This is a genomic window from Bradyrhizobium sp. U531 (genome assembly GCF_051710265.1).
In the GTDB taxonomy this organism is placed as follows: Bacteria; Pseudomonadota; Alphaproteobacteria; order Rhizobiales; family Xanthobacteraceae; genus Bradyrhizobium.
In genome coordinates, this window is sequence record NZ_JASVEN010000006.1 from 186,095 (window position 1) to 211,160 (window position 25,066).

The following is a 25,066-nucleotide window of genomic DNA, read 5'->3' on the forward strand; positions in this document are numbered from 1 at the left end:
CTCACTCCGCCTTGCCTGTCCGCACCGCCACGCTATTCTGACCGCATTGCCCGAGCCAAGGATCTTTGCATGCGCGTCCACGCTTCCTGCCTCCTTCTCGCCCTTGCCGCACAGCTCGCGCCGGCTGCGGCGCGCGACGCCAAGCGGTGCCCGGCGGATTTCAGTGTGGAGCACCGTCTGGACGCCGAACGGGAGGCTGCCCTCAATCTCAACGCGCGCGAGCGCGCCGCCATCGCGGACCTGAGGTCCGTCACCATGGCGCCGATCAGGGAGAAGTCCAACCGGAACGAGCTCGATCGCGACGAATACAACCGCCTCACCAAGCAGCGCGGCGACGCGCTCGACTGCATCGATGCCGACAACAATCTGAAGGAGCAGCAGGCCTACTACAACGAGAAGATCAAGCTGATCGAGGCCGGCTGCGACACGGGCTCGGCCGACAAACTGTACGCCACCTGGCTGAAGGAGGGCGAGGCGCGCAAGGGCAAGGCCTGCGCGAAGGCCGATCTCGAATATCTGGCCCAGGCCATCAAGAAGCTGAAGGAAATCCAGGCCGACAAACTCGCCAAGGAGGAGAAGTCCACACCCGCCGTGAAGACCGTCGATGCCAGCCAGAAGAGCGCCCCGTTTTGCGATCAGATTCGCACCGTAGCGGGCCACGCTCCCAATTTGTTTGCGGGCATCACGAAGGAAAAGAAGGAGAAGTGGTTCATTACGCCGGGCACGCTCGGCAGCAAGGGCGTCAAGATCAGCGACATCGCCGAGATCGACGAATACGCCACCCCGATCACCGTCTCGCAGGACTTTCTGGCGGTCCGGCCGGAATGTTCCATTGAAATCGGCACCGAAAAGAACATCACGATTCGCATCGTTCCGACCTACGCCTGCGACTGGCACTACGACAAGACCAACCGCCGCGAGCTCGAGGAGCGCACCGACCGGCTGCTCAATCTCATCCGCGGCTGCTTCGGATCGATCAAGGAGGACGGCGAGTTCTACCGGCACCAGTTCGTCGGCGACGACGCGGTCGCCGTCTCCGGCGATCTGTATTACGGCGAGGGCAAACCGTCCCGCATCTATCTGAAGATCGCCAAGCACACGCCGGCCGAAGACCGGGCCTGCATCAATTACGGCTTCCAGCACAAGGAGCAGGACAAGAAGCTCTGCATGTCGCGGCTGAAGCCGTGAGAGCGGCGAAGCATCGAAGACATCGAACAGAGAGCGGTGCGTGAAGTCGCTTATTTCGCGCGCCAGGGTCCTCCAATGGGATGAGGCAAGGCGCCGCTGACGTGCTATCGTCTGCGCGGAAGCACGTACGGAGAAAACCCATGCCCACCAGCGTCAAGCAAATGCTCGAAGCCGCGAACGCGGCCGTCCCCAAGATCACGTCCGACCAGGCCGCCGAGATGATCAAAAGCGGCAACACGCTGGTCCTCGATGTGCGCGACGCGCCGGAGGTCGCCGCCAGCGGCAAGATCGAAGGCGCCGTGCATGTCTCGCGCGGGATGCTGGAGTTTCGCGCGGACCCGGAATCGCCCTATCACGACAAGGCGTTCGACAGGAGCAAGACCGTCATTCTCTACTGCGCCTCAGGCGGCCGATCGGCGCTGGCCGGCAAGCTGCTGAAGGACATGGGCTACGACAAGGTCTACAATGTCGGCGGCTTCAAGGATTGGACCGGCGCCGTCGAGAAATAGCAGGCGCGGCCGCACGCCCTGCCGGAGGCCCGTTGCCGCCGAGCGCCGTCACCGGCGCCCCGGCGCGACGGTCTCCGCGCTACTCCATAGGCCCAGTCTGCCGCCGCCGCAGCTCGGACGGGCTGTGGCCGAACTTCCGGCGGAACACCGTGCTGAAATGCGACGAACTGCTGAAGCCGAGGCGATAGGCTATCTCGGTCACCGACAGCGCACGCAGCTCGGGGCGCATCAGCGCATCGTAGCAACGCTGCAGGCGGCGGTTCAAAATCCATTCCGACACCGACATCTCGGTCGAGCGAAACAGATAATGCAGATGCCGGAGCGAGACGCCATTGCTCCGGGCGATCTTCTCCAGCGACAGGTCGGGCTCGGTGAGGTGCTCCTCGATCCAGGCCTTGACGGAGCGCAGCCGCGCCCTCCGCGCCGTGGCATCCTCCGAGAATTCGTCCTTGTCGCCCATGTCGAGCGCGAGCGCCAGAACGTCCATCAGCTCGTGGCCGAGCTTGCCCCGCGCCGCATCGTCGAGGCTTGACGCCTCCGAGGCGAGCAGCGCGCAGAATTCGGCGGCGATCCGCCCGAGGCCCCGGCCCGTCGCAATCGTCGCCGCGAGCGGCATCTTGCCCTCCGCGAAGCGAGACGAAAATTCCTTGCGCGGAATTTCCAGATACAGCGATCGGAATTGGTTCGAGCATTCGAGATCGTAAGCATCGGAGGCCGAAAAGATCGCACCGGTGCCCGGACTGGTTGCCAGGGTCTGGCCGGCCTGGAGCACGTCCATGCTGCCCTGTTGCAGAAACTGAACGTAGTAACAATCCTTGTCGAGCTTGGCGATGTGCCGCTCGCGCCGCGAGATGCGCTGCTCCGACAGGAAGACGTCGCTCATCGTGACCGGGCCAAATTGCGCCTCGCGGATAAAGCCCTGATAGTCGGCGGGCTTCACCGCGTTGACGTCGACATGGACGTAGTGATCGCAGATGGCGTCCTGCCAGGCGGCAAAACGCCGGGCGGGGTCAAGCTCCTCGGTCGTAAACACGAGATCCATCGGCGGCCCGTTACAGCGAGGTCTGGCTGTGCAGCGCACAAAAGTACATTGGCCTCGATCTTAGGTTCCCGTCAGCTTCGCGCAAGACTCTTTGCGCGCCAGCGCAAAAGGTTTGCGCGTTGACGCAAGTCACATCGGGGTCTCTCGCCTATCAAGCACAAAACGAATCTTGGGACGGGGGGGAGGCTAGCGCGCGCGGAGACGGCGATCCCGCATGCGCGATGCCGAGCCCCGAGGGATGGCAAGCGATGAAGCGCGTTCGGATCAGCCAGCAGGAGATCGTGTTTGCGGTCTTCGCCGCACTCTTCCTGAGCTTCTCGATATTCCTGAACGGCTTTCTCTCCGCGGACAACATGCTGACATTGCTGCAGAACGTTGCAGTGCTCGGCATCCTCGGGCTCGGCATGGCGATCGTGGTGATCGGCCGCGGCATCGACCTGTCGCTGATCGCGGCGCTCGCGGTCCCCGGCGGCCTCGTGCTGCAGATGGTTCAGAACGGACATTCGCTGCCGGCCTCGCTGCTCGCGGCCGGTTTGCTTTCGATCGCGATCGGTCTCGTCAACGGCTGGCTCATCGCCTATGCGGAAGTGCCGCCCTTGTTCGCGACGCTGGCGACCGGCCTGTTCGTCGCCGGCCTCGGCCAGGCCGCCCTGTTCCAGCTCGACGTCGTGCAATGGAGCGACGGCATGGCCGGCTTCGAGCGGCTCGGCCAGGGCAGCATCCTCGGCATCCCCACCTCGATCGTGATGTTCGCGATCGCCTGCGTCGTGGTTTTCGTCCTGCTGCGCAAGACGCGATGGGGCGCCTACATCTACGCGATCGGCGATAATCCTTTCGCGGCGCGCGTCACCGGCATCCCGTCGCGGCCCATCATCGTGCTGCAATATGTCGTCGCCGCGTTGATCGGCTGCTTTGCCGGCCTCGTGATGGCCGCATCCGTCAACTCCATGCCGACCCGCATCTTCAATTCCACGCTGATCTACGACGTCATCCTCGTCGTCGTGCTCGGCGGCATCGGCCTGTCCGGCGGACGCGGCGGTGTCGTCAACGTCATCATCGGCACGCTGCTGATCGGCACCATGCTGAACGGCATGACGATCCTGAACGTCCCCTATGCCGGCCAGAACCTGATCAAGGGTCTCGTGCTGCTGGTCGCCGTCATCACCGACACATTCCTCAATCCACGCAACGAAGAAACGGCCCAACAGGGCGACATCTGATCTACGCCTGTCCAACAAGGAGGAAGACAATGGCCTGCATGCATAAATTCGCGCTTGCGAGTATCGCCGCACTGGCGCTTTCGGCCGGCACGGTCCCGGCGCTCGCCCAGCAGGGGCTCGACGAGCCGTTCCAGAAGCCGTTCCGGGAAGCGCTCGCCGGCAAGACCGTCGCCTACGTGCCGGTCGCGATGAATTTCGATCTGACGGAAGGCTGGTATGCGGGCCTCAAGAAGGAGCTCGAGCCGTTCGGCGTCAAGTTCGTCATTCGCGATCCCAACTGGAATACCAATGCCGGCGCGCAGGCCGTCACCTCGCTGATCTCCGAGAAGCCGGCGGTGATGGTGATCCACAATCCGGACGTGCAGACCTACGCAAAGCTGCTGCAGCGCGCCGAGAACGAAGGCATCTACGTCATCCAGATCAACATGGGCTCGGCCTATCGCAGCTCGGCCTTCGTCGGCGCCAACTGGATCGAGATCGGCGAGCGCCAGACCGAGGGCGTGGTGAAGGCCTGCCAAGGCAAGTCGAACAAGATCGCCATCATCCAGGGTGCGCTCTCCGCGGCGGCCAGCGCCTACACGCTCAAGGGCGTCGAGAACATCCTCGCCAAGCATCCCGAGATCAAGGTCGTCTCCAGCCAGGCGGCCGATTGGGACGCCGCCAAGGCCAAGGCGATCACCCAGACCGTGCTGAAGCAGAACCCGGATCTCTGCGGCATCGTCGGCTTCTGGGATGGCATGGACATCGGCACCGCCGCGGCGATCAAGGAAGCCGGCCTGACCGGCAAGGTGTTCCTGGCCACGTCGGGCGGCGGCGAGCGCAAGGGCGCATGCGAGCTCGTGAAGAACGGCTCGTTCGACCTCAATATGAGCTACGACGTGCCGACGCAGGCCGCGCAAATGGCCGGCACGATCAAATGGCTGCTGTCGTCGGGCGCGAAGCCCGGTTCGATCAAGGGCTCCGAATACACCACGCTGATCCCGATCACCAAGGAGAACGCCGACACCCAGACGGCGTGCTGGAATCTCTCCGACCTCAAGAAGTGATCGCAACGAAAGCTCCGCGCTCCGCTCCTTCGGGTGCGGAGCGCGCCACCGTGCTCATGGAATCAGCGGAAGGCAGATGCGCGAGACACTGACCAGGCTCCGATATCGCTACTGGCCGGACCATCTCCTCGGCGAGATCCTGTCCAAACGATGGACCGAAACCGCCATTCCGGTGATCCTGCTCCTGATCATCGGCTTCGCGCTGAGCCGCTCGCTCGAGCACTTCCTCACCCCCGCGAGCCTCGCCGACACCGCGCGGCAAGCCGGCGAGATCGGCTTCATCGGCCTCGGCATGGCGCTGGTCGTCATCGTCGGCGGCATCGACCTGTCGGTCGGATCGATCTTCGCACTGACGGATTTCTGCGCGCTCTATCTGCTCGACGTGCTCAACTGGCCGGTCCCCGCCGTGGTGGTCGTCACCATGATCGTCGGTGGGCTGCTCGGCGCCGTGAACGGCGTGCTGATCGGCTATCTCAGGCTGCGCGCCTTCATCACCACGCTGATCACGCTGATCATCTACCGCTCGGCCTATGACCTCTTGATCCAGCGCTATTCCAACGCCATCGCCTCGGCCTTTCCGGACATCCCGTCCTGGGACTTCATCGGCGGCGGCAGCGTGTTCGGCATTCCCAGCGTGGCCTTGGTCTACATCGTGATCGCGATCTTCGGTCACGTCTTCCTGACGCGCCTTCGGCCCGGCTGGCACATCACCGCGATCGGCGGCTCGCGGCGCTCGGCCTATAATTCCGGCATTCCGGTCCGCCGCACCATCGCGCTCTGCTATGTCGCGAGCGGCGTCTTGACCAGCATCGGCGCGCTGTTCTTCGCGGCCCGGCTCGGCACGGTCGGCGGCGACATCGGCGTCGGCCTCGAGGTGATCGTGCTGACGGCCACCGTGCTCGGCGGCATCACGCTCGGCGGCGGCAAGGGCTCGGTCGTCAAATCCATGGTCGGCGTGCTCATCGTCCTGCTCGTCACCAACGGGCTGACCGCCATGAACGCACGCGGCGGCGTCAACCGCATGGCGCTGGCGTCGATCCTGCTGGCGGCCGCCATGGTCGACATCCGCTGGCAGAAGAACCGCACCCGGATCATCAGCAAGGTCTACGTCGCCCCGACCTATCACGCGCTGCCGCCACCGCCGCCGACCGAGATCGGCAGCGGCGGGCCGTTCGAGCAGAACGACAGGCTGCGCGACGTCTCCCTGATCGGGCTCGGCCGGATCGAGGCGCCCGAGGACGTCATTCTCGACCGCAACGACGTGCTTTATGCGGGCTCGCGGCACGGCGACATCATCCGCTTTTTCCCGCCGGACTATGAACGAATGGAGGTGTTCGCGCATATCGGCGGCCAGCCGCTCGGCATGGCCTTCGACAGGCAGGACAATCTCTATGTCTGCATCGGCGGCATGGGGCTCTACCGCATCAAGCCCGACGGCACCGTGGAGAAAGCCACCGACGAGACCAACCGCAGCCTCTACTCCGTGAACGACGACAGCCGCCTGCGGCTCGCCGACGATCTGGACATCACCGACGACGGACTGATCTTCTTCTCCGAGGCCACCGTGCGCTACGAGATGGACGAATGGCCGGTCGACGGGCTGGAGGCACGCGGCAATGGCCGCATCATCTGTTACGACACCAAGACCGGCACGACCCATACCGCGCTGCGCGGCCTCAAATTCCCGAACGGCGTCGCGGTCGCCAGTGACGGGCAGTCGATCCTGTTCGCGGAGACGTTCGGCTGTTCGGTCAAGCGCTACTGGTTCGCAGGCCCCAGGAAGGGCGAGGTCGAAACCGTCATGGACAATCTGCCGGGCTATCCCGACAACATCAACCTCGCCTCCGACGGCAATTACTGGCTGGCGCTGGTCGGCATGCGCAGCCCGTCGCTGGATCTCGCCTGGAAGATGCCGGGCTTCCGCCGGCGCATGGCCAAGCGCGTGCCGGTCGACGAATGGTTGTTCCCGAACATCAACACCGGCTGCGTCGTCAAATTCAACGAGCAGGGCAAGATCCTGGAATCGTTCTGGGACCTCAAAGGTCTCAATCACCCCATGATCACGTCGATGCGAGAGCATCGCGGCTATCTCTATCTCGGCGGCATCGCCAACAACCGGATCGGCCGCTTCAAGCTCGACAATGCCGACCCCGATTTCGTCCAGTACGACAAGCGCTGGAGGAAGCCGTCGTGATCGCCGCCGTCAGAGAATTCGCCAACCGTTTCCTCGGCCGCGGCGACGCCGCCATCACCGTCCCCTCGTTCGACGGCGCGTTGAAGCCCAACCAGATGCTCGAGCAGGCGGACATCCTGCTTGCATGCGACGCTCCGGAGGATCTCGCCACGGACGGCACCTCGCTGCTCCTTGCCGACGGCGTGCGGCTGATACGCCTGGACGGACATGCGGCAACGCTTGTTCGCAGCTTCGAGCGTCCGATCTCCGCGCTGGCATCCTTGCCGGGTGGAGGCCTTGCAATCGCGCTCGGCGGCACGGAGGTCCTGGTCTACGACAATCCCGCAGCCGAGACGCCTGCGTCGATATTTTCGCAAGGCCTGCACGCCGTCAACGCGCTCGCTGCCGCGCCCGACGGCACGCTGATCGCAACCGATGGATCCTCGCTGCGCGGTGTGGACGACTGGGCCCGCGATCTGATGGAGCTCGGCAGGACCGGCCGGGTGCTGCGGCTCGATCCGAAAACTGGCGCGGTCACGCAGCTTGCCGGCGGCCTCGGTTACCCGTTCGGCACCATCGCGAGCAATGACGCGGTGCTCGTCAGCGAAAGCTGGCGGCATCGCCTGGTGTCCATCGCGCCCGACGGCAAGCGCAACGACCTGCTGCGGCACCTGCCCGTCTACCCGTCCCGGCTGTCGCCGGCGCGCGGCGGCGGCTTCTGGCTCACCGCCTTCACCGCGCGTACCCAGCTCGTCGAGTTCGTGCTGCGCGAGCCGGCCTATCGCCGCCGCATGATCGCGGAGATCGACCCGGAGTTCTGGGTCGCGCCGCGCCTGCGCTCCGGCAACTCCTTCAAGGAGCCGCTGCAAGGCGCCCACATCAAGACCATGGGCGTGATGAAACCCTGGGCGCCGCCGCGGTCATATGGTCTCGTCATCCGGCTCGGGACGGACGGCCTTCCGCTCTATTCGCTGCATAGCCGGGCTGACGGCGTCAACCACGGCATCGTCGCCGCCGTCGAATACGGCGACGATCTCGTCATGATCGCAAAGGGACCCGGGCGCGTCATCAGGCTGCCGCTCGCCTCCCTCGGCGGGGAGGCCCGGGCATGAACGATCTCGTCCTGTCGCTGTCGAAGGCGACCAAGCTCTACGCCGGCGTTCCCGCCATCGAGGGCGTCGATTTCGACCTGCGGCGCGGCGAAATCCACGCTCTCGTCGGCGAAAACGGCGCGGGGAAATCCACGCTGACGAAGGTCATGGCCGGCGTCGTGTCGCTGACCTCAGGCGGCATGAGCGTCGACGGCGTCGAGGTCACCCCGAAGACGCCGCTGGAGGCGCGCAACCTCGGCATCGCCATGGTGTTCCAGGAGAACAGCCTGGTGCCGACCATGACGGTGGCGCAGAACCTGTTCCTCGGGCAGGAGAAATTCTACAACCGCCTGCGCGGCATCTACATCGCGGCCCAGCAATTCCTGCAATCGCTCAATTTCGACGTGACGCCGACGGCGACGGTCGGTGGGCTCGGAGCGGCCAAGAAGCAGATGGTCGAGATCGCCCGCGCCGTCCTTCACAAGGCCAAGGTGATCATCTTCGACGAGCCGACGGCGACGTTGACGCCGGAGGAGAAGAAATACTTCTTCGACCTGGTCAAGGACCTGAAGCGGCGCGGCGTCTCCATCATCTTCATCTCGCATGCGCTCGAAGAGGCGCTGCTGCTGGCCGACCGCATCACGGTGCTGCGCGACGGCAAGCATGTGGTGACCGACGACGCCGCGAAGTTCGATCGTGCGCGCATCGTCCAGGCCATGGTGGGGCGCGACCTCTCCAATACGCTCTATGGCGCGCGCAAGGCGACGGTGCGCCCCTCGGGCAAGCGGGTGCTGACGGTGCAGAACCTGAAGATGGCGCCGATGGTGAAGAACAATTCGCTGTCGGTGTTCGCGGGCCAGATCACCGGCGTGTTCGGCCTGGTCGGCGCGGGACGCACCGAGACGTTCAAGATCGTCGCCGGCGTCATGAAACGCGACTTCTTCCATGGCGGCGAGGTGATCCTCGACGACAAGCCGGTCCGCTACCGCGTCCCCGCGCCGGCCGTGCAGGCAGGCATTGCCTACGTGACCGAGGATCGCAAGGTCGAAGGGTTCTTCGAGACGGCGTCGATCGCGCGCAACATCTATCTCGGCCTGCTCGCCAAGTTTCCCAGGGGACGCGCCTGGCTGTCACGGCGTGAAAGCACGGCGAGCGGAAAATCCTGGATCGAGCGCCTCAAGGTGCGCGCCATCGGCGACGAGGCCAAGGTCGTCGAATTGTCCGGCGGCAACCAGCAGAAGGTGGTGATCGCGAAATCACTGATCCAGGATCCCGAGCTGATCATCTTCGACGAGCCGACGCGAGGCGTCGACGTCGGCGCCATCGTCGAGATTCACGAGCTGATCAACTCGCTGGCCGACAAGGGCAAGGCGGTGGTCGTGATTTCCTCCTATTTGCCCGAGATCATGGCGCTGTCGGACCGCATCCTGGTTTGCAGGCAGGGCAAGGTCGTCGAGGAATTCTCCGCGCTGGAGGCGACGGAGGAAGCCATCATGTACGCGGCGATCCACTGATCGGTTCCCGCAGCATCGCAGCACACGCGATGCGGACGGATCAGGCGGAACGCGGTCTTGCCACGGCCCGTGCAGTTCGCTCGCTGAGCAGCTTGCCGGTGGTGCTGTTGACGAAGTGCAGCGACATGCAGGCCGGACACCTCACGGGCACGTAGCTATCCGCCGGCTCGGAACTCTCGAGCCGCTCGTCATCGATCCGATGCTGGACGTTCATGCCGGTGCGCGGGCACCTGAATAGGATTTGGCGGTGCATGCTCCTTCTATGCGCCCGAACGCCGGCCGGCGAAATTGCGGACCATCCCCTACGGACCTTTCCTAGGTTTGCGTTGGGTCAAAGCGGACCACCCTCCCGCGCCTATGCTCTATTCGGGATCGGGCGCGCTGTCCGGTGCCAGACGAAGCGGAGCCCGGACTCCTAGGCACTCCGGGCGCCGCTTCGGAATAATTGGGTTCGGCGACCGCGCGTCGCCGACAACAGGCCACCATCTGGACCGCCTCGATCGGGAGAGCAGCCATGATGTCCGCCAATCTCGACGATCTCCCGGCAGCCGTGCGCTACGCGCTCGAGACGACCCGTGCGACCACGGCCTGCCCTTTCCACGACGGGGTCATCATCCGCGTGGGCGACGACGCCGCCGAAAGCCATGCCTACGAACGCGCCAAACGCATTGTGAGAAGCGATGGAACGGCGTTCGAGGCCGACGCGCTCAGGGACGAGATCGGCCGCCAGCTGAAACTCGCCGCGGACGGCCGATGCCCGAAATGCGATGGGACCGGTCCGGCCGGCTAGGCACGCTGCGCCGCGGTCGCCGTTTAGGACGCCGCGCGTTTGGCGCTTTGGCCTGGCTTCGGCGGCACGAGGCTGTGCGGCCGTCCGATCAGATAGCCCTGCATCTCGTCGCAGCCCTCCTGTACCAGGAGCGACATCTGAAGCTCGGTCTCGATGCCTTCCGCGAGGACCGGCACCCCCAGCCCGTGGGCGAGGCCGATCACGGCCCGCACGATCGCGAGCGATCGGTCGTTCTGGCCAAGCGAGGCGACGAAGGAGCGATCGATCTTGATGCGGTCCAGCGGAAACGCTTCGAGATAGGACAGCGAGGAATATCCCGTTCCGAAATCGTCGAGGGCGATCAGGATGCCGAGCGCCTTGAGCGACCGCATGGTCCGCTTGGCACGCGGCATATCCTCGATCAGCACGCCTTCGGTGATCTCGAGCTCGAGACGCCCGGCCGCAAGCCCGCTGTCGCGCAGCGCGCGGCGGACCTGCCGGTCGAGATTTTCCCGGCGGAACTGTGCCGCCGAGACGTTGACGGCCACGCGCAGCGGCCGATCCCACGACGCCGCTTCCCGGCACGCCTCCATCAGGACCCAATCGTCGATCTGCGCGATGGAGCCGCTCTGCTCCGCGATCGGAATGAAATCGCCCGGAGGGATGATGCCGCGCACCGGATGTCGCCAGCGCACAAGCGCCTCGTAGGCCATCAGCGTGCCGTCGCGGTGCTGCTGCGGCTGGTACTCCAGATAGAGTTCGCCGCGCTCGACGGCAGTCCGCAAATCGTGCTCCAGCGCGCGGCGGTCCCGCAACTGCTGGTCCATCGCGCTGGTGAACAGGCGCACAGCGCCCCTGCCCTCGTGCTTGGCGCGATACAGCGCGGCATCCGCATTCGCCAGCAGCGACACGGAATTGTCGGCGTCTCTCGGATAGAGCGCAACGCCGACGCAGAGATCGATCTTCAGCACATGGCCGTCAGCCTCGATCGGCTGCTCGAATTGCGCCCGTAGCCGGGTGGCGAGCAGCTCCGCGGTCGCCGGCAGCGGCAACTGGTCGGTGATGCCGATGAACTCGTCACCGCCGACGCGCGCCACGTAGGATCCCTGCGCGGCCTCCTGCAGGCGCCGCGAGGCCTCGCGCAACACGGCGTCGCCGACGGCATGACCGAACCGGTCGTTGATTTCCTTGAAGTGGTCGAGATCGATGCAGAGCACGGCGAAGGCGCCATCGGTGATGTCCGCGCGTTCGATCGCGGCGCCGAGATGCTGGTCCAGGGCGGCCCGGTTGGGAAGCTCCGTCAGCGCATCGTGACACGCCAGATAGTTCACCCGCTGCTGCGCCCGATTCCGCTCCGTCACGTCGAAGGCGACGCAGACATGGGCGGACTGCCCTTCATAGGCGAGCGGGCGGGAATCGATCACGACCTCGATCACCTCGCCGTCGGCGGTCCTGTGCAATTCGCAGTCGCGTCCGGCTCCCGCTTGCGGCTCGCCATAGGCGAGCTGATGCTCGGACATGGCCAGGAGATCCCGGCGCGAATAGCCGTAATGCCGGCACATCGCGCCGTTCACGGCGATGAGCTGGCGCGTGTTCGCATCGACCACCCACATCGGAAGCGGGTTCTCCTCGAACAGGAGACGGAAAGAGGCCTCCGCCTCCACGAGAGCCGTCGCGGTTCGATGTCGCTCCGTGATGTCCTCGTGGGTGGCGACCCAACCATTGTCCTCCATCGGGCGATGGCGGATCCGCACGATCCGCCCGTTGGTCAGCTCCACGGTCGTATCCGAATCCTCGCCGATCACCGGCGCGCTGTTGCGCCAGACCAGATAATCCGTCTTCTCCATCTTCGGTGCGCTGCCGATCGAATAGCGGAGGTCGACGATGTCGTTCAGTTTCATGCCCGGCCGCACCAGCTTCGGATCGAGATCGTAGATCTCGAGATATTGCCGGTTGCAGACGATCAGGCGCTGATCGGCATCGAAGAAGCACAGGCCCTGGGACATGTTGTTGAGCGCCCTGTCGAAGCGCTCCGCGAACGCGGTCGCATTCTGCTCCGCGGCCCGCGCGCGATCGCCTTCCAGGGCGAGCCGTTCGTGGGTCTCGACCATCTTCACGAAGGAGCGGAAATTGGTGTTGATCATCCGGGCGAGCAGGGCCAGCAGCGCCATCAGATTGATGCCGACCGAGATCAGCATGCCGTCGCCGGAGAGCAGCAGGAGGGTGGCGATCGGTGCGCCTGCGATCAGCATCGCCGAGCGCGACGATGGCGGGAAGCTGCCGAGACAGTAGGCGGTGCCGACGCAGCCCATGAAAAGCAGCAGCGAGACCGACACGCGCAGACCGGGATCAACCACCATGAACAGCGCCAGGATCCAGATCACGAAGCTGGAGCTGATCAGCATGGTGGCGAGACGAACCCTTGCGAGCTCCCGGTACGCCTCCTCCGCGGTGAAATCGGCCTGCTTCATCCGGAGCCACTGGGCGAGGCGCAACAGACAGGCCGTCAGGAGGGCACCTGGCAAGGCAAATCGCAGCCATACCGACACCGTATTCGGCAACAGCAGCCCGACGCTGATACTGTTCACCACGAGCACGGCGTAAAGAACCGGCACCTGCTTGCGGAGCACGCGGAACTGCTCGACGAGCAGCGAACGGCCGAGCGGTTCGGTCGTATCACCGATCGCGAAAGCGTCACGAAACCGCGCGAAGAAGCTCATCAAGATTGTCCCAGCCGCTCGAAAGGCTAGGGCAGAGAGGCGAAGGACACGTAAAAGCGCTTGGTGTCTTCGACCTTAACGGGAGTGTGGGGGCTCCGAAGAAGCCAATTCCGTCAATGAGTTCCGGTCGCCGCTGCGTTCCGGCCCGGGAACCGAGCGGAGATCACCGTTGCGCAATCGCGCTCAATGCTCCACCCGGTACAACCGCCATCGCGCCGGCACGCCCTTGAGCTGGTGTACGCCGTGATCCCTGAAGCGGATCTCGGACTTTGCCACCAGATCCCTGACCGCGCTCGAGACCAGGACCTCGCCGGCCCGCGCCTTGGCGGCGACGCGCGTGCCGATGTGAAAGGCGAGACCGACCATCTCGCCTCCGCTCACCTCGTATTCGCCGGCATGCAGCCCAACCCTGATGTCGAGCCCCAACGTACGCACGGCCTTCTGGATCGCGGTCGCGCAATTGATTCCAGCCGCCGGTGCCTTGAACGTCGCCAGAATGCCGTCGCCGGTCGTCACGACTTCCTTGCCGCGCGAACTCTTCAGCTCTTTTCGCACGGCGGCGTAATAATGGCCTATGACCTTCGTCCAGCGCGCATCGCCGAGCTTCGCCGCCTTTGCGGTTGAGCCGACGATGTCGACGATCAGAATCGTGGCGAGCACTTGCTTGGACGCGGCGCCGCCCTCCTCTGCCCGGCGACGGGGCGCGATCGGCCCGTCAAGCGGCTCATAGCGATGGCTACGGCGCCGGGCGATCGCGGCTTTGGCATAGTCCTGGGCACGCTGCGCCGTACCGCAACGAACAGTCTTCTCCTGCGGCAACCGCGTCCAATAGACCTTTCGCCCATCGCCGGCGCCCTGAACTTCTACGGCGCCCCATTTCAGGAAGACCGCCGAACCAACCCGCCGGACACACCATGCCTTCGATGTGTATCCCGATACGTTCGACTGATGGACTCCGATGCGTAGGAATTTTGGCATGTAGGTGCGGCCAATCGGACCATGGCTAGTTCAGTTGAAGCCTAGTTGCACATTTCTGCGTTGGCAACAACCGAGCTGTCATGCGCCCCCTGGCGAGCAATTGCTCGCCGTCGGCGTGTGTCTCGTCGATCATCCGCTCCGCCTCGCCGCAATCGTCAGACGGATTCCGGTTGCGGTCAGAGCCACGCCAGCGACGAGAGAGACATCGATCGGCTCATTCAGCGCCCATGCGGAAATCAGCAGGCCGAGGCTGGGTGTCGCCAACAGCGCCATCGACATCGCGCTGGCGGCAAAACGGCGCCCGGCCTCGACCACGGCCCAGTAAGCGAACGCGGTTGCGACAGGCGCCACGTAGACGAGCGTGGCTGCGCCAAGCGGCGATATCGCCGGCGGCGGTCCCTCGACAGAGATCGCGGTGGGGAGCAGCACGATCGCGGCGATGAGCATCTGCCAGGGAGCGAGGCTCAACGCCGAAGAGGCGAAGCGATGCCCCCGCACGGTCACGATGGTGACGGCCCACGCCGTCGCAGCGGCCATCAGCATCGCGTAGGCCAAGGTCTGCTTGCCCGCAACGGCAAAGGACGGCGAGGCGATCACGGCGGTTCCCGCACATCCGATCAATACACCCGCAACCATCTTCGGCCCCAGGTCTTCGCCCAGCCGCCACGCCGCAAGCGGCGCCACCACGATGGGGGTGGAAAAGGCCAGCACGGACGCGCGCCCGGGCGGCAAGATCGTCAAGGCGAGACCGGTGAGCGCCGAATACGCCGCCATCTGAAGCGTACCCGAAACGACGACGAAAGGAAGATCTGCGGACGACGGCAGCGCCAGCTCACGGCGCGCAATCAGGACTCCGAACAGGATGAGCGCCGCGATCGCATAGCGGAAACAGCCATACCAGATCGGCGGAATCTGACCGACACCAATCTTGATGACCGGCCAACTGACGGCCCAGATCAATACCAGCGACAGCAGTAACAGCCAGTCGCGCGGCTTTGGATTGATGGCTCGGGCGGGTGCGGCGATCGCCGAGCTAGAATCGTTCACTGGATGGCCGCAGGTCGAGTTCATGGGTCCACGCGCTGCGGCTTTGCCGGTGCAGTTGATAATAGCTCTCCGCGATCGCGCCGGGCTGAAGCAAGGCTTCCGAGGGGTCGTGCTCCTGCGCGATCATGCCGTCGAGGATGACATGCGCCACGTGAATGTTCTTCGGGCCCAGCTCGCGTGCCATCGCCTGGGCCAGCGCGCGCAGGGCAAATTTCGGAGAGGCAAAGGCGGCAAATCCGGCCCCGCCGCGGATCGATCCTGTCGCACCCGAAAAGATGATGGTCCCGCCTCCGCTCTCCAACATGGATGCCGCAGCGGCGCGGCCGACCAGGAAACCGGCAAAACAACCCGTGCGCCACGCCCGCTCGAACAACGCCTCGGAAATGTCGAGGATTCCGCCCCGATCCCATATGCCGACATTGAACACGACCAGGGATGCCGGTCCAAATGCGCTTCGCACGCGCGCGAACACATCCTTGACCTGCTCGGCGTCAGTCGCATCGCATGAGTACCTGCGAACCAGATCGCCGCGGGGCTCGACCGTCCCGCCACTGCGCGAAACCGCGGCGACGCGCATGCCCTCATCCGCGAAGCGGGCAACGAGCGCGTTGCCCAATCCGGCACCCGCGCCGACGACGACAGCAACTTCATGTGAATTCACGTCCGAGCCTCCGGGGTTCAATGGGCATCACGCCTTGGACTTCACGTAACGGACCAGGCCGATCACGTCGTCGGCCACGAGCCGGCCGATCGCGCCGCTGGAATAGACGGCCGTGATCACCCTTCCGTCCGGGTCGAGAACGAAGCCGGTGGACTGCAGATAGCGCGGGCTTTCGTTGACGTAAGCGCCAGTCATCGCGGCGATCCCGTCGGCATCGGCGCGATAGCCGACCGGAAAATTCAGCCGGTGCTTTTCGACCAGCGCGCTCGCGGCGGTCTTGTCGTCGACCGACATGGCCACGACCCCGATCCCGAGCTCATCGAGCTTCTCCTTCGCACGGGCAAAGGCCGAAAGCTGCGCGTTGCAATATGGGCACCATGATCCGCGATACATCAGGACCACGCCGTAGCGACCGGCCAGATGCTGCACGACCGAAACCGCGCCGTCGGCGACCGTGGCGAGCGTCAAGGCCGGAAAGACATTGCCATTGTCGAGACGAGACATTCTTGTCCTCTTCATAAACTGGACTATTTAGTCCAATTACTTGCCAGCCCCTGTGCTGTCAAGTACGGTGAAAGCCATGAACAAAAACGTGACCGCCTTGCCGAAGACCTCGTTGCCCAGAGCTTCATCGCCGAAGACCTCATCGCCGGAGACCTCATCGCCCAAGACGGCGCGGGGCGCGGCGACGCGCGCGCGCATCGTCGATGCGGCGACCGAACTCGTTCGCGCGCGAGGCGCCGCAAACACGACGATCGATGCGGTGATCGAGGCCAGCAAGGCCAGCAAATCGCAGCTCTATCACTACTTCGCCGACAAGGATGAGCTCGTGCTGGCGGTGATCCAGCGACAAGCCGAATGCGTGCTCGGAACTCACGAAGGCCTGCTGCGAAAGCTCAATTCCCTCACCGGACTCCGCCGGTGGCGCGACGCCGTCGTCGAGTTGACCGATCAGACCAATTGCGCGGGCGGCTGCCCGCTCGGCTCGTTGGCGGCCGAACTCTCAGAGACACCGCGCACGCGCGCGGCGCTGGCGGAAAGCTTCGCGCACTGGGCAGGCTATTTCGAAGCGGCATTCGCGCGAATTCAGACGCGCACGGGGAGAACGCCTACCGGCAATTTGAAGGAGCTTTCAGAGGCGATGCTCGCAAGCCTGCAAGGAGGGCTCCTGCTCGCACAGACCCTGCGGTCGACGAGGCCTCTGGAATTGGCGCTGGACATGGCTATCGAACATGTCGCCGCGCGGCTCGAGCCCTGACGGCCTCAGCCGTGATACGCAAACAGCTCGATAGGATCGCTGAAGCCGCGCACCTCGTGCTTGCCGACGCGCTCCAGCTCGAATTGCGGCTGCACCAGCTCGGCAAAATCGCGTGACAGCAGCACCGTTCGTCCCAGCTGCTTCGTGAGCGTCTCCAGGCGCGAGGCCATGTTGACGGCCGGGCCGATCACCGTGAAGTCGAGCCGGCTGGACGATCCGATGTTGCCGTACATGACGTCGCCGACATGAACACCGATGCCGTAATTGAGCGGCGCCCGGCCCGTCGCGCCGTTTCGCTCGTTCAGGGCGGCCATGGCCTGGCGGGCTTCGGTGACGGCATGGAGCAGGTCCGCGCAGGCGTCGGCGTGTTGCAGCGGAAAGATCGCGAGCAGGCCGTCGCCGATGAATTTCAGGATCTCGCCGCCGTGCCGTGCGATCGGCTCGGACATCGCGTCGAAATAATCGTTCAGCAGGTCGATGACGTCGTCGCGCGGCCAGTTGTCGGAGATCTTGGTGAACTCCCGCAAGTCGCAGATCATGATCGCGGCACGCACCGTGGTGCCGGTGCCTCGCCTGGTGGCGCCTGCCAGGATGAGCTCGCCGGCATGGGCGCCGACATAGGTCTCCAGCAGCGTTCGGGCCAGGCGGTTCTTGATGCGGATCTCGCTGACCAGCGCCAGCACCGGCAGGACGCTCTTCAGGGCAGCGATGTCCGCGTCGCTGAAGCCGCCGGGACGGTCGGTGGCGAAGGTGATGAAATGGCGCTTGCCGAGCGTGTGGTATAGCGGCCAGGCCACGTAGTCAGTCAGGCCCTTTTGGCGCATCTCGTCATAGAGAGCGTGCTTGCGGCCGAGTGCAGCATCCCGTTCGAGGTTCTCGCGCACCTCGGCCGCGCCGTCCTGCATCTCGTTGGCGGCGCTGCCGATATATTCGGACCGTTCGCGAACGTCGTAATCGACCAGTGCAATCTCCGCGTCCCGCATCCCGTCCGACCAAATGAAGCGGGCGCCCAGCCATTGCGGGTGATTGATCAGGATGTGGAGCGTCGACCGCTTCAGCGGGATACCCGCCTGCTGCAGGCGGATGCACATCTGCGCGAAGATGTTGTCGATGAAGCGCTCATCGCGCGTGCCGTTGGTCAGCCAGTCAATGACGCCGACGGCTTGCGTGGGGGCGTTGTTGGTCGGTGGCGAAGTCATCGTCTGCCCTTCAGCGGCGGTCTGCATCGCCAGCACATATCGTGCTCCTCCCGCGCCACGTCAACCTGGCCAGTTGCCCGGATTGTGCGCAGGGAACGATCGCGCTAGCCGACCGGCCGGATCGAGCCCAGCACCGCCAGCCCCGACACCAGCGCCAGCTGCGAGGTCGCGTCGAGCTCCACCTTCAGCGTGTCTTCGTGCGAAATTGAAAAGTCCTCGCCATCGAGGCGGACGCGGCAATCGCCGCGCGCGGCGTAAACCAGATGGGTACCGGCGGCAAGCTGCCGCGTGCCGGGCTCGCGGAGCGCCACGAGCTCGATCTCCGCCGCGCCGCGCCGGGCCATCAGATTGACGACCTCGACGGGGCCGTCTTCGAGCGCGGTCACGATCTCCATCTCGCCGGTGAAGCGCACCGTCGTAAAAGGTTGACGCTCGTCGAACTCCTGCGTGGGCGACTTCAGCACCAGCCCGCGTCCACCCACGACCATCTGGAGCCGGTCGATGCCGGGCATGTGGGAGAACGGACCGGGCGCCACGATCGGCGTGGACGCGAGGCGCCAGAGCAGGCTGCTCCAGTCCTTCGCCGCCGCGTCGGCGCGCCAAGCGCCCGCAATGTCGGTGAAGATGCCGCCACCGTTCTTCCAGGGCGAGCGGGTGTAGTCTTCGGATTTCAGCAGCGTGATTTTCATGGGTTCGGACTGTCCAGGCGGGGCATGCGTGCGGAACTATCGGCACGCTATCGTAGCCTGGATGGAGCAGAGCGCAATCCGGGGCAACTCGCGCAACGAAAGCGTGGCCCCGGATATCGCTTTGGCTCATCCGGGCTACGCATCCCTTGCGCCCCTCACTCGCCCTTGCCGCCCTTCAGTTTCGGCAGGGTCTCGACGATCTTCTGCTTGCCGTCGACAATCTCGGCCAGAAAGCTGGCGCGGTCGATGTCGCCGTTCTGGTCCCAGCTTGCTTCCATCAGCATGCCCGGCGCCTTGTCGGGCGTCAGCGTCAGGCCCTTCATGGCGGCGCCGAAGGCCTTGCTGTCGAACTTGCCGATTCTCTCGGTGACGTATTTGACGAGATAGACCGCGGTATATCCCTTGATGCCGTTGTGATCGGGCCGATACTTGTAGCGCTCGCTGAACTTCTTCGTGAACTCCTCGATCCCAGGCACGGGCGCATCGGCGGACAGGCCGACATGCCCACGGACGCCGTTGGCCGCGGGACCGGCGAGCTCCACCACCTTCTGGCTGAGCAGTGTGGTCTCGCCGAGCAACGGCGCTGAAAGGCCCTGCCTCTTCGCCTCGATCAGGAAGCGGGCGCTCTCCTCCTCGTTGGTATAGACGAAAATCGCGTCGGCCTTCGCGCCCTTGAGCTTGATGACGTCGGAGCCGAAATCGACCTGACCCTGCTCGGTGGAAATGTCGGCCGCGACCTCGATGCCGCGTGCCTTCATCTCCTTCAGGAAATTGTCGTGGCCGCCCTTGCCGAAATCATTGTTGACCCAGAGAACCGCAACCGACTTCACCTTCAGCCTGTCGTGCAGGTAGTTGGCGATCTTCGGCATCGAGAATTGCTGGCCGAAGGCGGTGCGGAACACGAAAGGATTGCCCTGCGTGGTGATGTCGGCGGCCTCGGCACCGACGATCTGCGGGATCTCGGCGGCCTGCGTCAGCGCCATGTTGACCTTGACCGAGCCGGAATAGATCGGGCCGAGCACCACGTAAGGGTCCTTGTCCAGGACCTTCTGTACTTGCGCGCGCGAGACGCCGGGATTGCTCTGGGTATCGAGATGCTCGGTCTGGATCTTCCGCCCGAGAATGCCGCCGGCATTGTTGATCTCGTCGACCGCGAGCGCGACGCCGTCGCGCCAGTTGGTGCCGGAGACCGCGCCGGGACCGGACAGCTCGATCACGTCGGGGATGTAGACCGTGTTCTGCGCCTGCGCGATGTTCGCCCATAGCGATGCCGCGAGCGCGATGCCGACCGGCCCTGCGAACTGCCTCATGACTTACTCCCTCCCGCTTTGCTCTGTTGTCATCCTGGCTGATCGGTCCCGCCGTCGACGCCGAGCAGCCGTGCTGGCGTTCGCCACAGCAGGCGATGCTGATCGCCGGGCTCCGGAAACAATCGTGTCAACACCGCAAGCAGCGGCCCATAGTCGAGCCTTTCAGGCGCCCGCAGGAACGGATAGTCCGAGCCCCAGACGCAGCGATCAAGCGTGAAGGCTTCGACCAAAGCGGCGATGAACGGCCAGGTGTCCTCATACGGATGCGGCGCTTGCGAGAACTTGTAATAGCCGGAGAGCTTGACATGCGCGTCGCGCTCGCGGCCGATCGCCAGCAGCGCCTGGAACGCCTTGCCCTTGACGCCCTGCGCAACCGACGGCCGGCCGCAATGGTCGATCACCAAGCGCACGTCCGACTTTTCGATCAGCGGCAGCAGATCGAGCAGCTGGTCGTGCTCGACCTGGATCTGCAGGAACAGGCCGAGGCTGACCAGCTTCTCCAGCAACGGCGCCGCCTCGAGATAATGGCCGGCGCCGTGGAACGGCACGTTGAAGGCAACGCCGATCACGCCGGCGGCCTTCAGGCGTTCGAGCTCGCCGATGTCGACGTCGTTCTCGACGACCGCGACGCCCCTGAAGCGGCCGGCGCCCTGCGCCAGCGTGTCGAGCAGGATGCGGCTATCGCTGCCGTAACCGGTGTTGGTGGCGACGACGAGCGCGTGGCGGACATCGAAGGCCTCGAACACGCGAAGCAGCTGCGCCGCAGGCGCAATCTCCTGCCCGCTCGGCCTATAGGGCGTGTCGGCGGAGTAAGGAAAGCGGACGGGATCGATGGCGTGGATGTGGCAGTCGATCCTGGGGGACACCGGCAGCGTCATGGCGCAAGGCTCCCGGCTGTTCAGAATGTCGCTTCGATCGCCTTGATCAGCTCGGGCGTCACCTCGGGCATGACACCGAACCAGGCCTTGAAGGCGAGCCGGGCCTGATTGAGCAGCAGGCCAAGCCCGTTCACCGTCACGCAGCCGCGCGCACGGGCCGCGGCCAGGAACGGCGTTTCCAGCGGCGTGTAGATCAGATCTGCGGTGAGCGTTTCCGGCCGCAGGCACGACAGATCGATCTCCAGCGCATCCTTGCCGACCATGCCGCGATCGGTGCAGTTGACGAGAAGCGCGACATCGGCGAGCGCCGCGCCGCGGTCGTCCCACGCGACGGCGCGGACCGCCGGGCCGAATTCGGCCGCGATCGCCTGCGCTTTCTCCGCGGTGCGATTGGCGATGCGGATCTCGCGCGCGCCGTTCTCCAGCAGCGCCACCACCACGGCGCGCGAGGCCCCACCCGCGCCCAGCAGCAGGATCGGCCCGGCATCCCCGCGCCAATCCGCTTTGGCGTCGCGCAGGCTCTGCACGAAGCCGTTGCCGTCATTGTTGAAGCCAGCGAGCGTGCCGTCCTCTTCGACGACGACGGTGTTGACCGCGCCGATGCGCTTTGCGGTCTCGTTGACGCGGTCAAGCAGCGGCATCGCCGTTTGCTTGTGCGGCATGGTGACGTTGCAGCCACGGAAGCCGAGCGCGATCAGCCCGTCGAGGGCGTCCTCCAGCCGCTCCGGCTTGACCGCGAGCGGCACATAAGCGCCGCGAATGCCGTGCGCCTTCAGCCAGTAATTGTGAACGACCGGCGAACGCGAATGCGCAACCGGCATGCCGATGACGCCCGCCAAACCAAAATCATCCGCCTGCGGCATGCTGCGCTTCCATCCTCGAACCGCCTGCCAACGCGCAAGGCGGCCTTCTCCCACGGCCGCACCTTTCGGTATTCGACCATTCTATTTGTTCATTTGTACAATTTTATTAGGCGGATTGGCCATCGCGTGCAATCTGAATCTGCTGATTGCGGGGCATAGGCCGATGCCGCTATTTCGACGTCAGGGCCGCCATTGGCCGCCAGTCGGCATCCGGTGCAGCTGAAATGAGCTGCCGGCAACGATCACGCATCAGCTCGGCGGGACGATCATGGCCGCGCCGTTTCAACACCGTCTCGAAATCCGCGAGCGCATCGGCAAACCGCCGCGCGCGGTAGCAAGCGAGGCCGCGCTCGTAATCGGCGATCCAGCCGATCGCCTCGCCATCGATGGCGTCCCCATCCGCGATTCCGACCAGCTCGTGGACGGACAATCCCTCCTCCCGCCCGTAGACCGCGATGCTGTCGACCTCGCGCGTAACGACGGTGCCGCGCGCCAGGCGCTCGGTCGTTTCGCCGATCAGGATCTGCGTGCCATAGGATTTGTTGGCGCCTTCGAGCCGGCTGGCGACGTTCACGGCATCGCCGATCACGGTGTAGTTCAGCCGCAGCTCCGAGCCGATATTGCCGACCAGCATGCGGCCCGAATTGATGCCGATCCGGATCTGGAGCGGCTGGCCGAGATCATCCGCCAGGCCGGACTCCTGCACCGCCTCGCGGCAGGCGAGCGCCGCGCGGCAACAGCGCGCGGCGTGATCGTCTTGCGGCTGCGGCGCCCCCCAGAATGCCATCACGGCGTCACCGATGAACTTGTCGATGGTGCCGCCATTGGCGACGATGATCTCCGAGGTGATGTCGAGATAACGTGACAGCAGCGGCACCACGCGATCGCCGAGCCGCTCGGACAGGCCGGTGAAGCCGGCAATGTCGATGAACATCACGCTGAGCTCCTGGACGCTGCCGCCCGGCCGCGCCTCGACGCCCTGGCGCAGCAGGCCGCGGACGAGATCGGCCGGGATGAACTTGCGGAACGCGGAGAGGCCGGACGCCATTTCGGCGATCGCGCCCGACAGGCTTGCGATCTCCTTGAGCCGCGAGGGGTGGCGGCGGACTTGCTCCAGCGCGAAGGCTTCGACATGGCGCAGCTCGCCGACGACGCGCGACAGCGGCGCGGCGATGACGGTGCGCGCCAGCATCGCCGAGGCCAGCGCCGCGAGCACGGCACCGACGGCGAGGCCGAGGATCAGGCGTTGCAGCGTCGTCTCGACCGGCCCTAGAAACTCGGCCTCCGGAATCACGGTGGCGAGCGACCAGCCGGGAAACGGCAGCGGCGTCAGCGCAACCTCGTAAGCCGCGCGCCCCGACGTCAGCCGGCTTCGCCAGGCCTCCTTGCGGCCGGCCTCGCCGGCTTTTTCGAGCGCAAGGCGCGCCAGCGGCAGCAGCGTCGTATCGCCACGCGCCGGGTGCAGCTCGTCGGCATTCTTGTCCGGCGCCGCGATGAGCTCGCCGCTGCCGTCGACGATGAAGGCGGTCCCGGTGCGCCCGACCTCGAGCTGCGACAGGAAGCGCGCAAGCCTGGTATATTCGATGATGACCGCCAGGACGCCTTGGCGCTCCTGATAGACGTCGATCGGTCCCGCGAACGCGATCGACGGCCGCTCGCCGGTGGCATGGTCCGTCACCCTGAACCATTGCGGATCGTCCGCGCTGAGCCCGGCCTTGAACCAGGCCTGATCGGCGACACGGAACGAGGTCGGCTCGAAGCGGCGGTTGGCGAACTCGATGTCGCCGGGCACCACGTCATATTCATCGACGCGGCGCTCGCCGGGATGATCCGTCAGCGAGATCTCCATCATCTCCAGGCGGCGGTCGCCGAGCTTGTGCGCGGCGAAGAAGGAGCCATCGGGCCAACCGAAGGCGACCCAGGAGATCGTCGCCTGCGACTGCAATTGCGACAGAAACACGAACTCACGCTTGTCGGCCTCGCGGGTGTCGAGCACGTTCTGCAGGAACAGCGTGCGGATCGCGGTGTGCGCGGCGCGCGCCTCGTCGACGATGGCCGAGACCTCCTTGCGCACCGCCGCCACGATCTGCTCGTTGATGGTCGAGGCGAGCTGCCGGCTGGTCGCCTCCGCCGTGCGCCACCACAGCAGGCTGGAGAGCGCGGCCGTCAGCAGGATCGCGGCCAGGACCAGCGCCGATATCGCAAGGCGGATGCTGACCGTCATCCTCGCGATCGCCTGAAGCCGTCGTTCGGGATCAACGTTCATCGCTGCCTTCGCCTGCCGGTCCACCCGAGCCACTGACATGCTCTACGCCGCCGACGCTCACCCGTTACGTCTGGCAGGAAACAGATACCTGCTGCCAATGCCCGGTGGCTACCGTCTCGATAGACCCAAGGCATTGGCCTTGAAGGGGCGTTTGGCCGCTAATGCCGCCCCAGCGCACCGGCGGTGCGCCTGATCCAATCAGGTCTCACGGGTTCGTGAGCAGCCTTTTGTAACGCGGGCTGCACTCGCATCGAAGGAGACCATGCGCGCATCGCCCGCCCGGCAATGCCATCCCGAACAGGAGAATCTCGATGTCTGCCAAACATGCCATCACCTCGCTCGTCCTCGCCGGCGCCGTATCGACTGCGCTCGCGACCCTCGCCGCCGCCGGCCCGCTGACCAAGGCCGAAGCCGAGGCTGCCACGGCCGCCAAGAAGGAGAAGTGCTTCGGCGTCGCGCTGAAGGGCCAAAACGATTGCGCGGCCGGACCGGGCACGACCTGCCAGGGCACCTCGACCGTCGACTTCCAGGGCAACGCCTGGAAATTCGTTCAGGGCGGAACCTGCACCACCATCGACCTGCCCGGCGGCAAGAAGGGTTCGCTCAAGCCGGTTTGACGACCGGCGCTACGCCGCCAGCAAGCAA

Annotated in this window: 23 protein-coding genes; 10 read left to right on the plus strand and 13 right to left on the minus strand. The window is 65.2% G+C overall.

Annotated features, from left to right (window positions below; genetic code table 11):
• Nucleotides 1-69 precede the first annotated feature (69 nt).
• Nucleotides 70-1,188, plus strand: a complete 1,119-nt coding sequence (locus tag QRQ56_RS25920; RefSeq protein ID WP_438743962.1) for a hypothetical protein — start codon at nucleotides 70-72, stop codon at nucleotides 1,186-1,188.
• Nucleotides 1,189-1,328: 140 nt separating this feature from the next.
• Entirely contained in the window at nucleotides 1,329-1,697 is a 369-nt protein-coding gene (locus QRQ56_RS25925; protein WP_438743963.1) for a rhodanese-like domain-containing protein, read from the plus strand.
• 79 nt (nucleotides 1,698-1,776) lie between these two features.
• Here the strand turns inward: QRQ56_RS25925 and QRQ56_RS25930 are convergent, their stop codons facing one another.
• Nucleotides 1,777-2,739 carry a helix-turn-helix domain-containing protein gene (locus QRQ56_RS25930; RefSeq protein WP_438743964.1) on the minus strand — a complete coding sequence of 321 codons (963 nt, stop codon included), beginning with the start codon at nucleotides 2,737-2,739 and terminating at the stop codon, nucleotides 1,777-1,779.
• A 248-nt stretch (nucleotides 2,740-2,987) separates the two neighbouring features.
• Between QRQ56_RS25930 and QRQ56_RS25935 the strand changes: the two genes are divergently transcribed.
• The 5 genes from QRQ56_RS25935 (at nucleotide 2,988) to QRQ56_RS25955 (ending at nucleotide 9,783) form a co-directional block, all read left to right on the plus strand.
• Nucleotides 2,988-3,959: an ABC transporter permease gene (locus QRQ56_RS25935; protein ID WP_438743965.1), complete on the plus strand. Its 972-nt coding sequence runs from the start codon at nucleotides 2,988-2,990 to the stop codon at nucleotides 3,957-3,959.
• Between the two features lie 29 nt (nucleotides 3,960-3,988).
• Entirely contained in the window at nucleotides 3,989-5,005 is a 1,017-nt protein-coding gene (locus QRQ56_RS25940) for a sugar ABC transporter substrate-binding protein (RefSeq protein WP_438743966.1), read from the plus strand.
• A gap of 76 nt (nucleotides 5,006-5,081) precedes the next feature.
• Complete coding sequence (locus tag QRQ56_RS25945; RefSeq protein WP_438743967.1) at nucleotides 5,082-7,199, plus strand: ABC transporter permease; 2,118 nt, start codon at nucleotides 5,082-5,084, stop codon at nucleotides 7,197-7,199.
• Nucleotides 7,196-8,290 (plus strand): hypothetical protein, encoded by a 1,095-nt coding sequence (locus QRQ56_RS25950; protein ID WP_438743969.1) that lies wholly within the window; start codon nucleotides 7,196-7,198, stop codon nucleotides 8,288-8,290. Before QRQ56_RS25945 ends, QRQ56_RS25950 begins: the two co-directional genes overlap by 4 nt.
• A complete protein-coding gene (locus QRQ56_RS25955; RefSeq protein WP_438743970.1) occupies nucleotides 8,287-9,783 on the plus strand; it encodes a sugar ABC transporter ATP-binding protein in 1,497 nt (498 codons plus the stop codon). Before QRQ56_RS25950 ends, QRQ56_RS25955 begins: the two co-directional genes overlap by 4 nt.
• Nucleotides 9,784-9,823: 40 nt before the next feature.
• Here QRQ56_RS25955 and QRQ56_RS25960 read toward each other — a convergent pair whose 3' ends face one another.
• On the minus strand, nucleotides 9,824-9,997 hold the full coding sequence (locus QRQ56_RS25960) for a hypothetical protein (RefSeq protein ID WP_438743971.1): 174 nt from the start codon (nucleotides 9,995-9,997) through the stop codon (nucleotides 9,824-9,826).
• A 300-nt stretch (nucleotides 9,998-10,297) separates the two neighbouring features.
• Between QRQ56_RS25960 and QRQ56_RS25965 the strand changes: the two genes are divergently transcribed.
• Entirely contained in the window at nucleotides 10,298-10,573 is a 276-nt protein-coding gene (locus QRQ56_RS25965; RefSeq protein ID WP_438743972.1) for a hypothetical protein, read from the plus strand.
• 23 nt (nucleotides 10,574-10,596) lie between these two features.
• Here the strand turns inward: QRQ56_RS25965 and QRQ56_RS25970 are convergent, their stop codons facing one another.
• The 5 genes from QRQ56_RS25970 to QRQ56_RS25990 all read right to left on the minus strand — a co-directional run bounded on the left by QRQ56_RS25970 (nucleotide 10,597) and on the right by QRQ56_RS25990 (nucleotide 16,462).
• Nucleotides 10,597-13,272: an EAL domain-containing protein gene (locus QRQ56_RS25970; protein WP_438743973.1), complete on the minus strand. Its 2,676-nt coding sequence runs from the start codon at nucleotides 13,270-13,272 to the stop codon at nucleotides 10,597-10,599.
• A 183-nt stretch (nucleotides 13,273-13,455) separates the two neighbouring features.
• The gene (locus QRQ56_RS25975) at nucleotides 13,456-14,250 is read right to left on the minus strand and encodes an adenylate/guanylate cyclase domain-containing protein (protein ID WP_438743974.1); all 795 of its coding nucleotides are present in this window, start codon (nucleotides 14,248-14,250) and stop codon (nucleotides 13,456-13,458) included.
• A 129-nt stretch (nucleotides 14,251-14,379) separates the two neighbouring features.
• Complete coding sequence (locus QRQ56_RS25980) at nucleotides 14,380-15,321, minus strand: DMT family transporter (protein WP_438743975.1); 942 nt, start codon at nucleotides 15,319-15,321, stop codon at nucleotides 14,380-14,382.
• A complete protein-coding gene (locus tag QRQ56_RS25985; RefSeq protein WP_438744276.1) occupies nucleotides 15,284-15,958 on the minus strand; it encodes an SDR family NAD(P)-dependent oxidoreductase in 675 nt (224 codons plus the stop codon). Before QRQ56_RS25985 ends, QRQ56_RS25980 begins: the two co-directional genes overlap by 38 nt.
• Before the next feature lie 27 nt (nucleotides 15,959-15,985).
• Nucleotides 15,986-16,462 carry a peroxiredoxin family protein gene (locus QRQ56_RS25990; RefSeq protein ID WP_438743976.1) on the minus strand — a complete coding sequence of 159 codons (477 nt, stop codon included), beginning with the start codon at nucleotides 16,460-16,462 and terminating at the stop codon, nucleotides 15,986-15,988.
• 76 nt (nucleotides 16,463-16,538) lie between these two features.
• Here QRQ56_RS25990 and QRQ56_RS25995 point away from each other — a divergent pair, with 76 nt between their 5' ends.
• Nucleotides 16,539-17,216 (plus strand): TetR/AcrR family transcriptional regulator, encoded by a 678-nt coding sequence (locus QRQ56_RS25995; RefSeq protein ID WP_438744277.1) that lies wholly within the window; start codon nucleotides 16,539-16,541, stop codon nucleotides 17,214-17,216.
• Nucleotides 17,217-17,221: 5 nt separating this feature from the next.
• Here QRQ56_RS25995 and QRQ56_RS26000 read toward each other — a convergent pair whose 3' ends face one another.
• The 6 genes from QRQ56_RS26000 to QRQ56_RS26025 form a co-directional block, all read right to left on the minus strand.
• A complete protein-coding gene (locus tag QRQ56_RS26000) occupies nucleotides 17,222-18,415 on the minus strand; it encodes an adenylate/guanylate cyclase domain-containing protein (protein ID WP_438743977.1) in 1,194 nt (397 codons plus the stop codon).
• A 104-nt stretch (nucleotides 18,416-18,519) separates the two neighbouring features.
• Entirely contained in the window at nucleotides 18,520-19,104 is a 585-nt protein-coding gene (locus QRQ56_RS26005) for a HutD/Ves family protein (protein WP_438743978.1), read from the minus strand.
• Between the two features lie 155 nt (nucleotides 19,105-19,259).
• Nucleotides 19,260-20,414 (minus strand): ABC transporter substrate-binding protein, encoded by a 1,155-nt coding sequence (locus QRQ56_RS26010; RefSeq protein ID WP_438743979.1) that lies wholly within the window; start codon nucleotides 20,412-20,414, stop codon nucleotides 19,260-19,262.
• A 29-nt stretch (nucleotides 20,415-20,443) separates the two neighbouring features.
• Nucleotides 20,444-21,292, minus strand: a complete 849-nt coding sequence (locus QRQ56_RS26015; RefSeq protein WP_438743980.1) for an amidohydrolase family protein — start codon at nucleotides 21,290-21,292, stop codon at nucleotides 20,444-20,446.
• Nucleotides 21,293-21,312: 20 nt separating this feature from the next.
• Nucleotides 21,313-22,155 (minus strand): shikimate dehydrogenase, encoded by an 843-nt coding sequence (locus QRQ56_RS26020; protein WP_438743981.1) that lies wholly within the window; start codon nucleotides 22,153-22,155, stop codon nucleotides 21,313-21,315.
• Nucleotides 22,156-22,324: 169 nt separating this feature from the next.
• Nucleotides 22,325-24,421, minus strand: a complete 2,097-nt coding sequence (locus QRQ56_RS26025; RefSeq protein WP_438743983.1) for an adenylate/guanylate cyclase domain-containing protein — start codon at nucleotides 24,419-24,421, stop codon at nucleotides 22,325-22,327.
• 311 nt (nucleotides 24,422-24,732) lie between these two features.
• Between QRQ56_RS26025 and QRQ56_RS26030 the strand changes: the two genes are divergently transcribed.
• On the plus strand, nucleotides 24,733-25,038 hold the full coding sequence (locus QRQ56_RS26030; protein WP_438743984.1) for a BufA1 family periplasmic bufferin-type metallophore: 306 nt from the start codon (nucleotides 24,733-24,735) through the stop codon (nucleotides 25,036-25,038).
• Nucleotides 25,039-25,066 lie beyond the last annotated feature (28 nt).

Coding starts and splice junctions, on each gene's coding strand:
- QRQ56_RS25980 (WP_438743975.1), bottom strand. CDS start 15,321: ATGAACTCGACCTGCGGCCATCCAGTGAACGATTCTAGCTCGGCGATC.
- QRQ56_RS25970 (WP_438743973.1), bottom strand. CDS start 13,272: ATGAGCTTCTTCGCGCGGTTTCGTGACGCTTTCGCGATCGGTGATACG.
- QRQ56_RS25940 (WP_438743966.1), top strand. CDS start 3,989: ATGGCCTGCATGCATAAATTCGCGCTTGCGAGTATCGCCGCACTGGCG.
- QRQ56_RS25960 (WP_438743971.1), bottom strand. CDS start 9,997: ATGAACGTCCAGCATCGGATCGATGACGAGCGGCTCGAGAGTTCCGAG.
- QRQ56_RS26015 (WP_438743980.1), bottom strand. CDS start 21,292: ATGACGCTGCCGGTGTCCCCCAGGATCGACTGCCACATCCACGCCATC.
- QRQ56_RS26005 (WP_438743978.1), bottom strand. CDS start 19,104: ATGAAAATCACGCTGCTGAAATCCGAAGACTACACCCGCTCGCCCTGG.
- QRQ56_RS25995 (WP_438744277.1), top strand. CDS start 16,539: ATGAACAAAAACGTGACCGCCTTGCCGAAGACCTCGTTGCCCAGAGCT.
- QRQ56_RS25965 (WP_438743972.1), top strand. CDS start 10,298: ATGATGTCCGCCAATCTCGACGATCTCCCGGCAGCCGTGCGCTACGCG.
- QRQ56_RS25955 (WP_438743970.1), top strand. CDS start 8,287: ATGAACGATCTCGTCCTGTCGCTGTCGAAGGCGACCAAGCTCTACGCC.
- QRQ56_RS26000 (WP_438743977.1), bottom strand. CDS start 18,415: ATGACTTCGCCACCGACCAACAACGCCCCCACGCAAGCCGTCGGCGTC.
- QRQ56_RS26025 (WP_438743983.1), bottom strand. CDS start 24,421: ATGAACGTTGATCCCGAACGACGGCTTCAGGCGATCGCGAGGATGACG.
- QRQ56_RS25945 (WP_438743967.1), top strand. CDS start 5,082: ATGCGCGAGACACTGACCAGGCTCCGATATCGCTACTGGCCGGACCAT.
- QRQ56_RS25990 (WP_438743976.1), bottom strand. CDS start 16,462: ATGTCTCGTCTCGACAATGGCAATGTCTTTCCGGCCTTGACGCTCGCC.
- QRQ56_RS25925 (WP_438743963.1), top strand. CDS start 1,329: ATGCCCACCAGCGTCAAGCAAATGCTCGAAGCCGCGAACGCGGCCGTC.
- QRQ56_RS25930 (WP_438743964.1), bottom strand. CDS start 2,739: ATGGATCTCGTGTTTACGACCGAGGAGCTTGACCCCGCCCGGCGTTTT.
- QRQ56_RS26020 (WP_438743981.1), bottom strand. CDS start 22,155: ATGCCGCAGGCGGATGATTTTGGTTTGGCGGGCGTCATCGGCATGCCG.
- QRQ56_RS25935 (WP_438743965.1), top strand. CDS start 2,988: ATGAAGCGCGTTCGGATCAGCCAGCAGGAGATCGTGTTTGCGGTCTTC.
- QRQ56_RS26030 (WP_438743984.1), top strand. CDS start 24,733: ATGTCTGCCAAACATGCCATCACCTCGCTCGTCCTCGCCGGCGCCGTA.
- QRQ56_RS26010 (WP_438743979.1), bottom strand. CDS start 20,414: ATGAGGCAGTTCGCAGGGCCGGTCGGCATCGCGCTCGCGGCATCGCTA.
- QRQ56_RS25920 (WP_438743962.1), top strand. CDS start 70: ATGCGCGTCCACGCTTCCTGCCTCCTTCTCGCCCTTGCCGCACAGCTC.
- QRQ56_RS25975 (WP_438743974.1), bottom strand. CDS start 14,250: ATGCCAAAATTCCTACGCATCGGAGTCCATCAGTCGAACGTATCGGGA.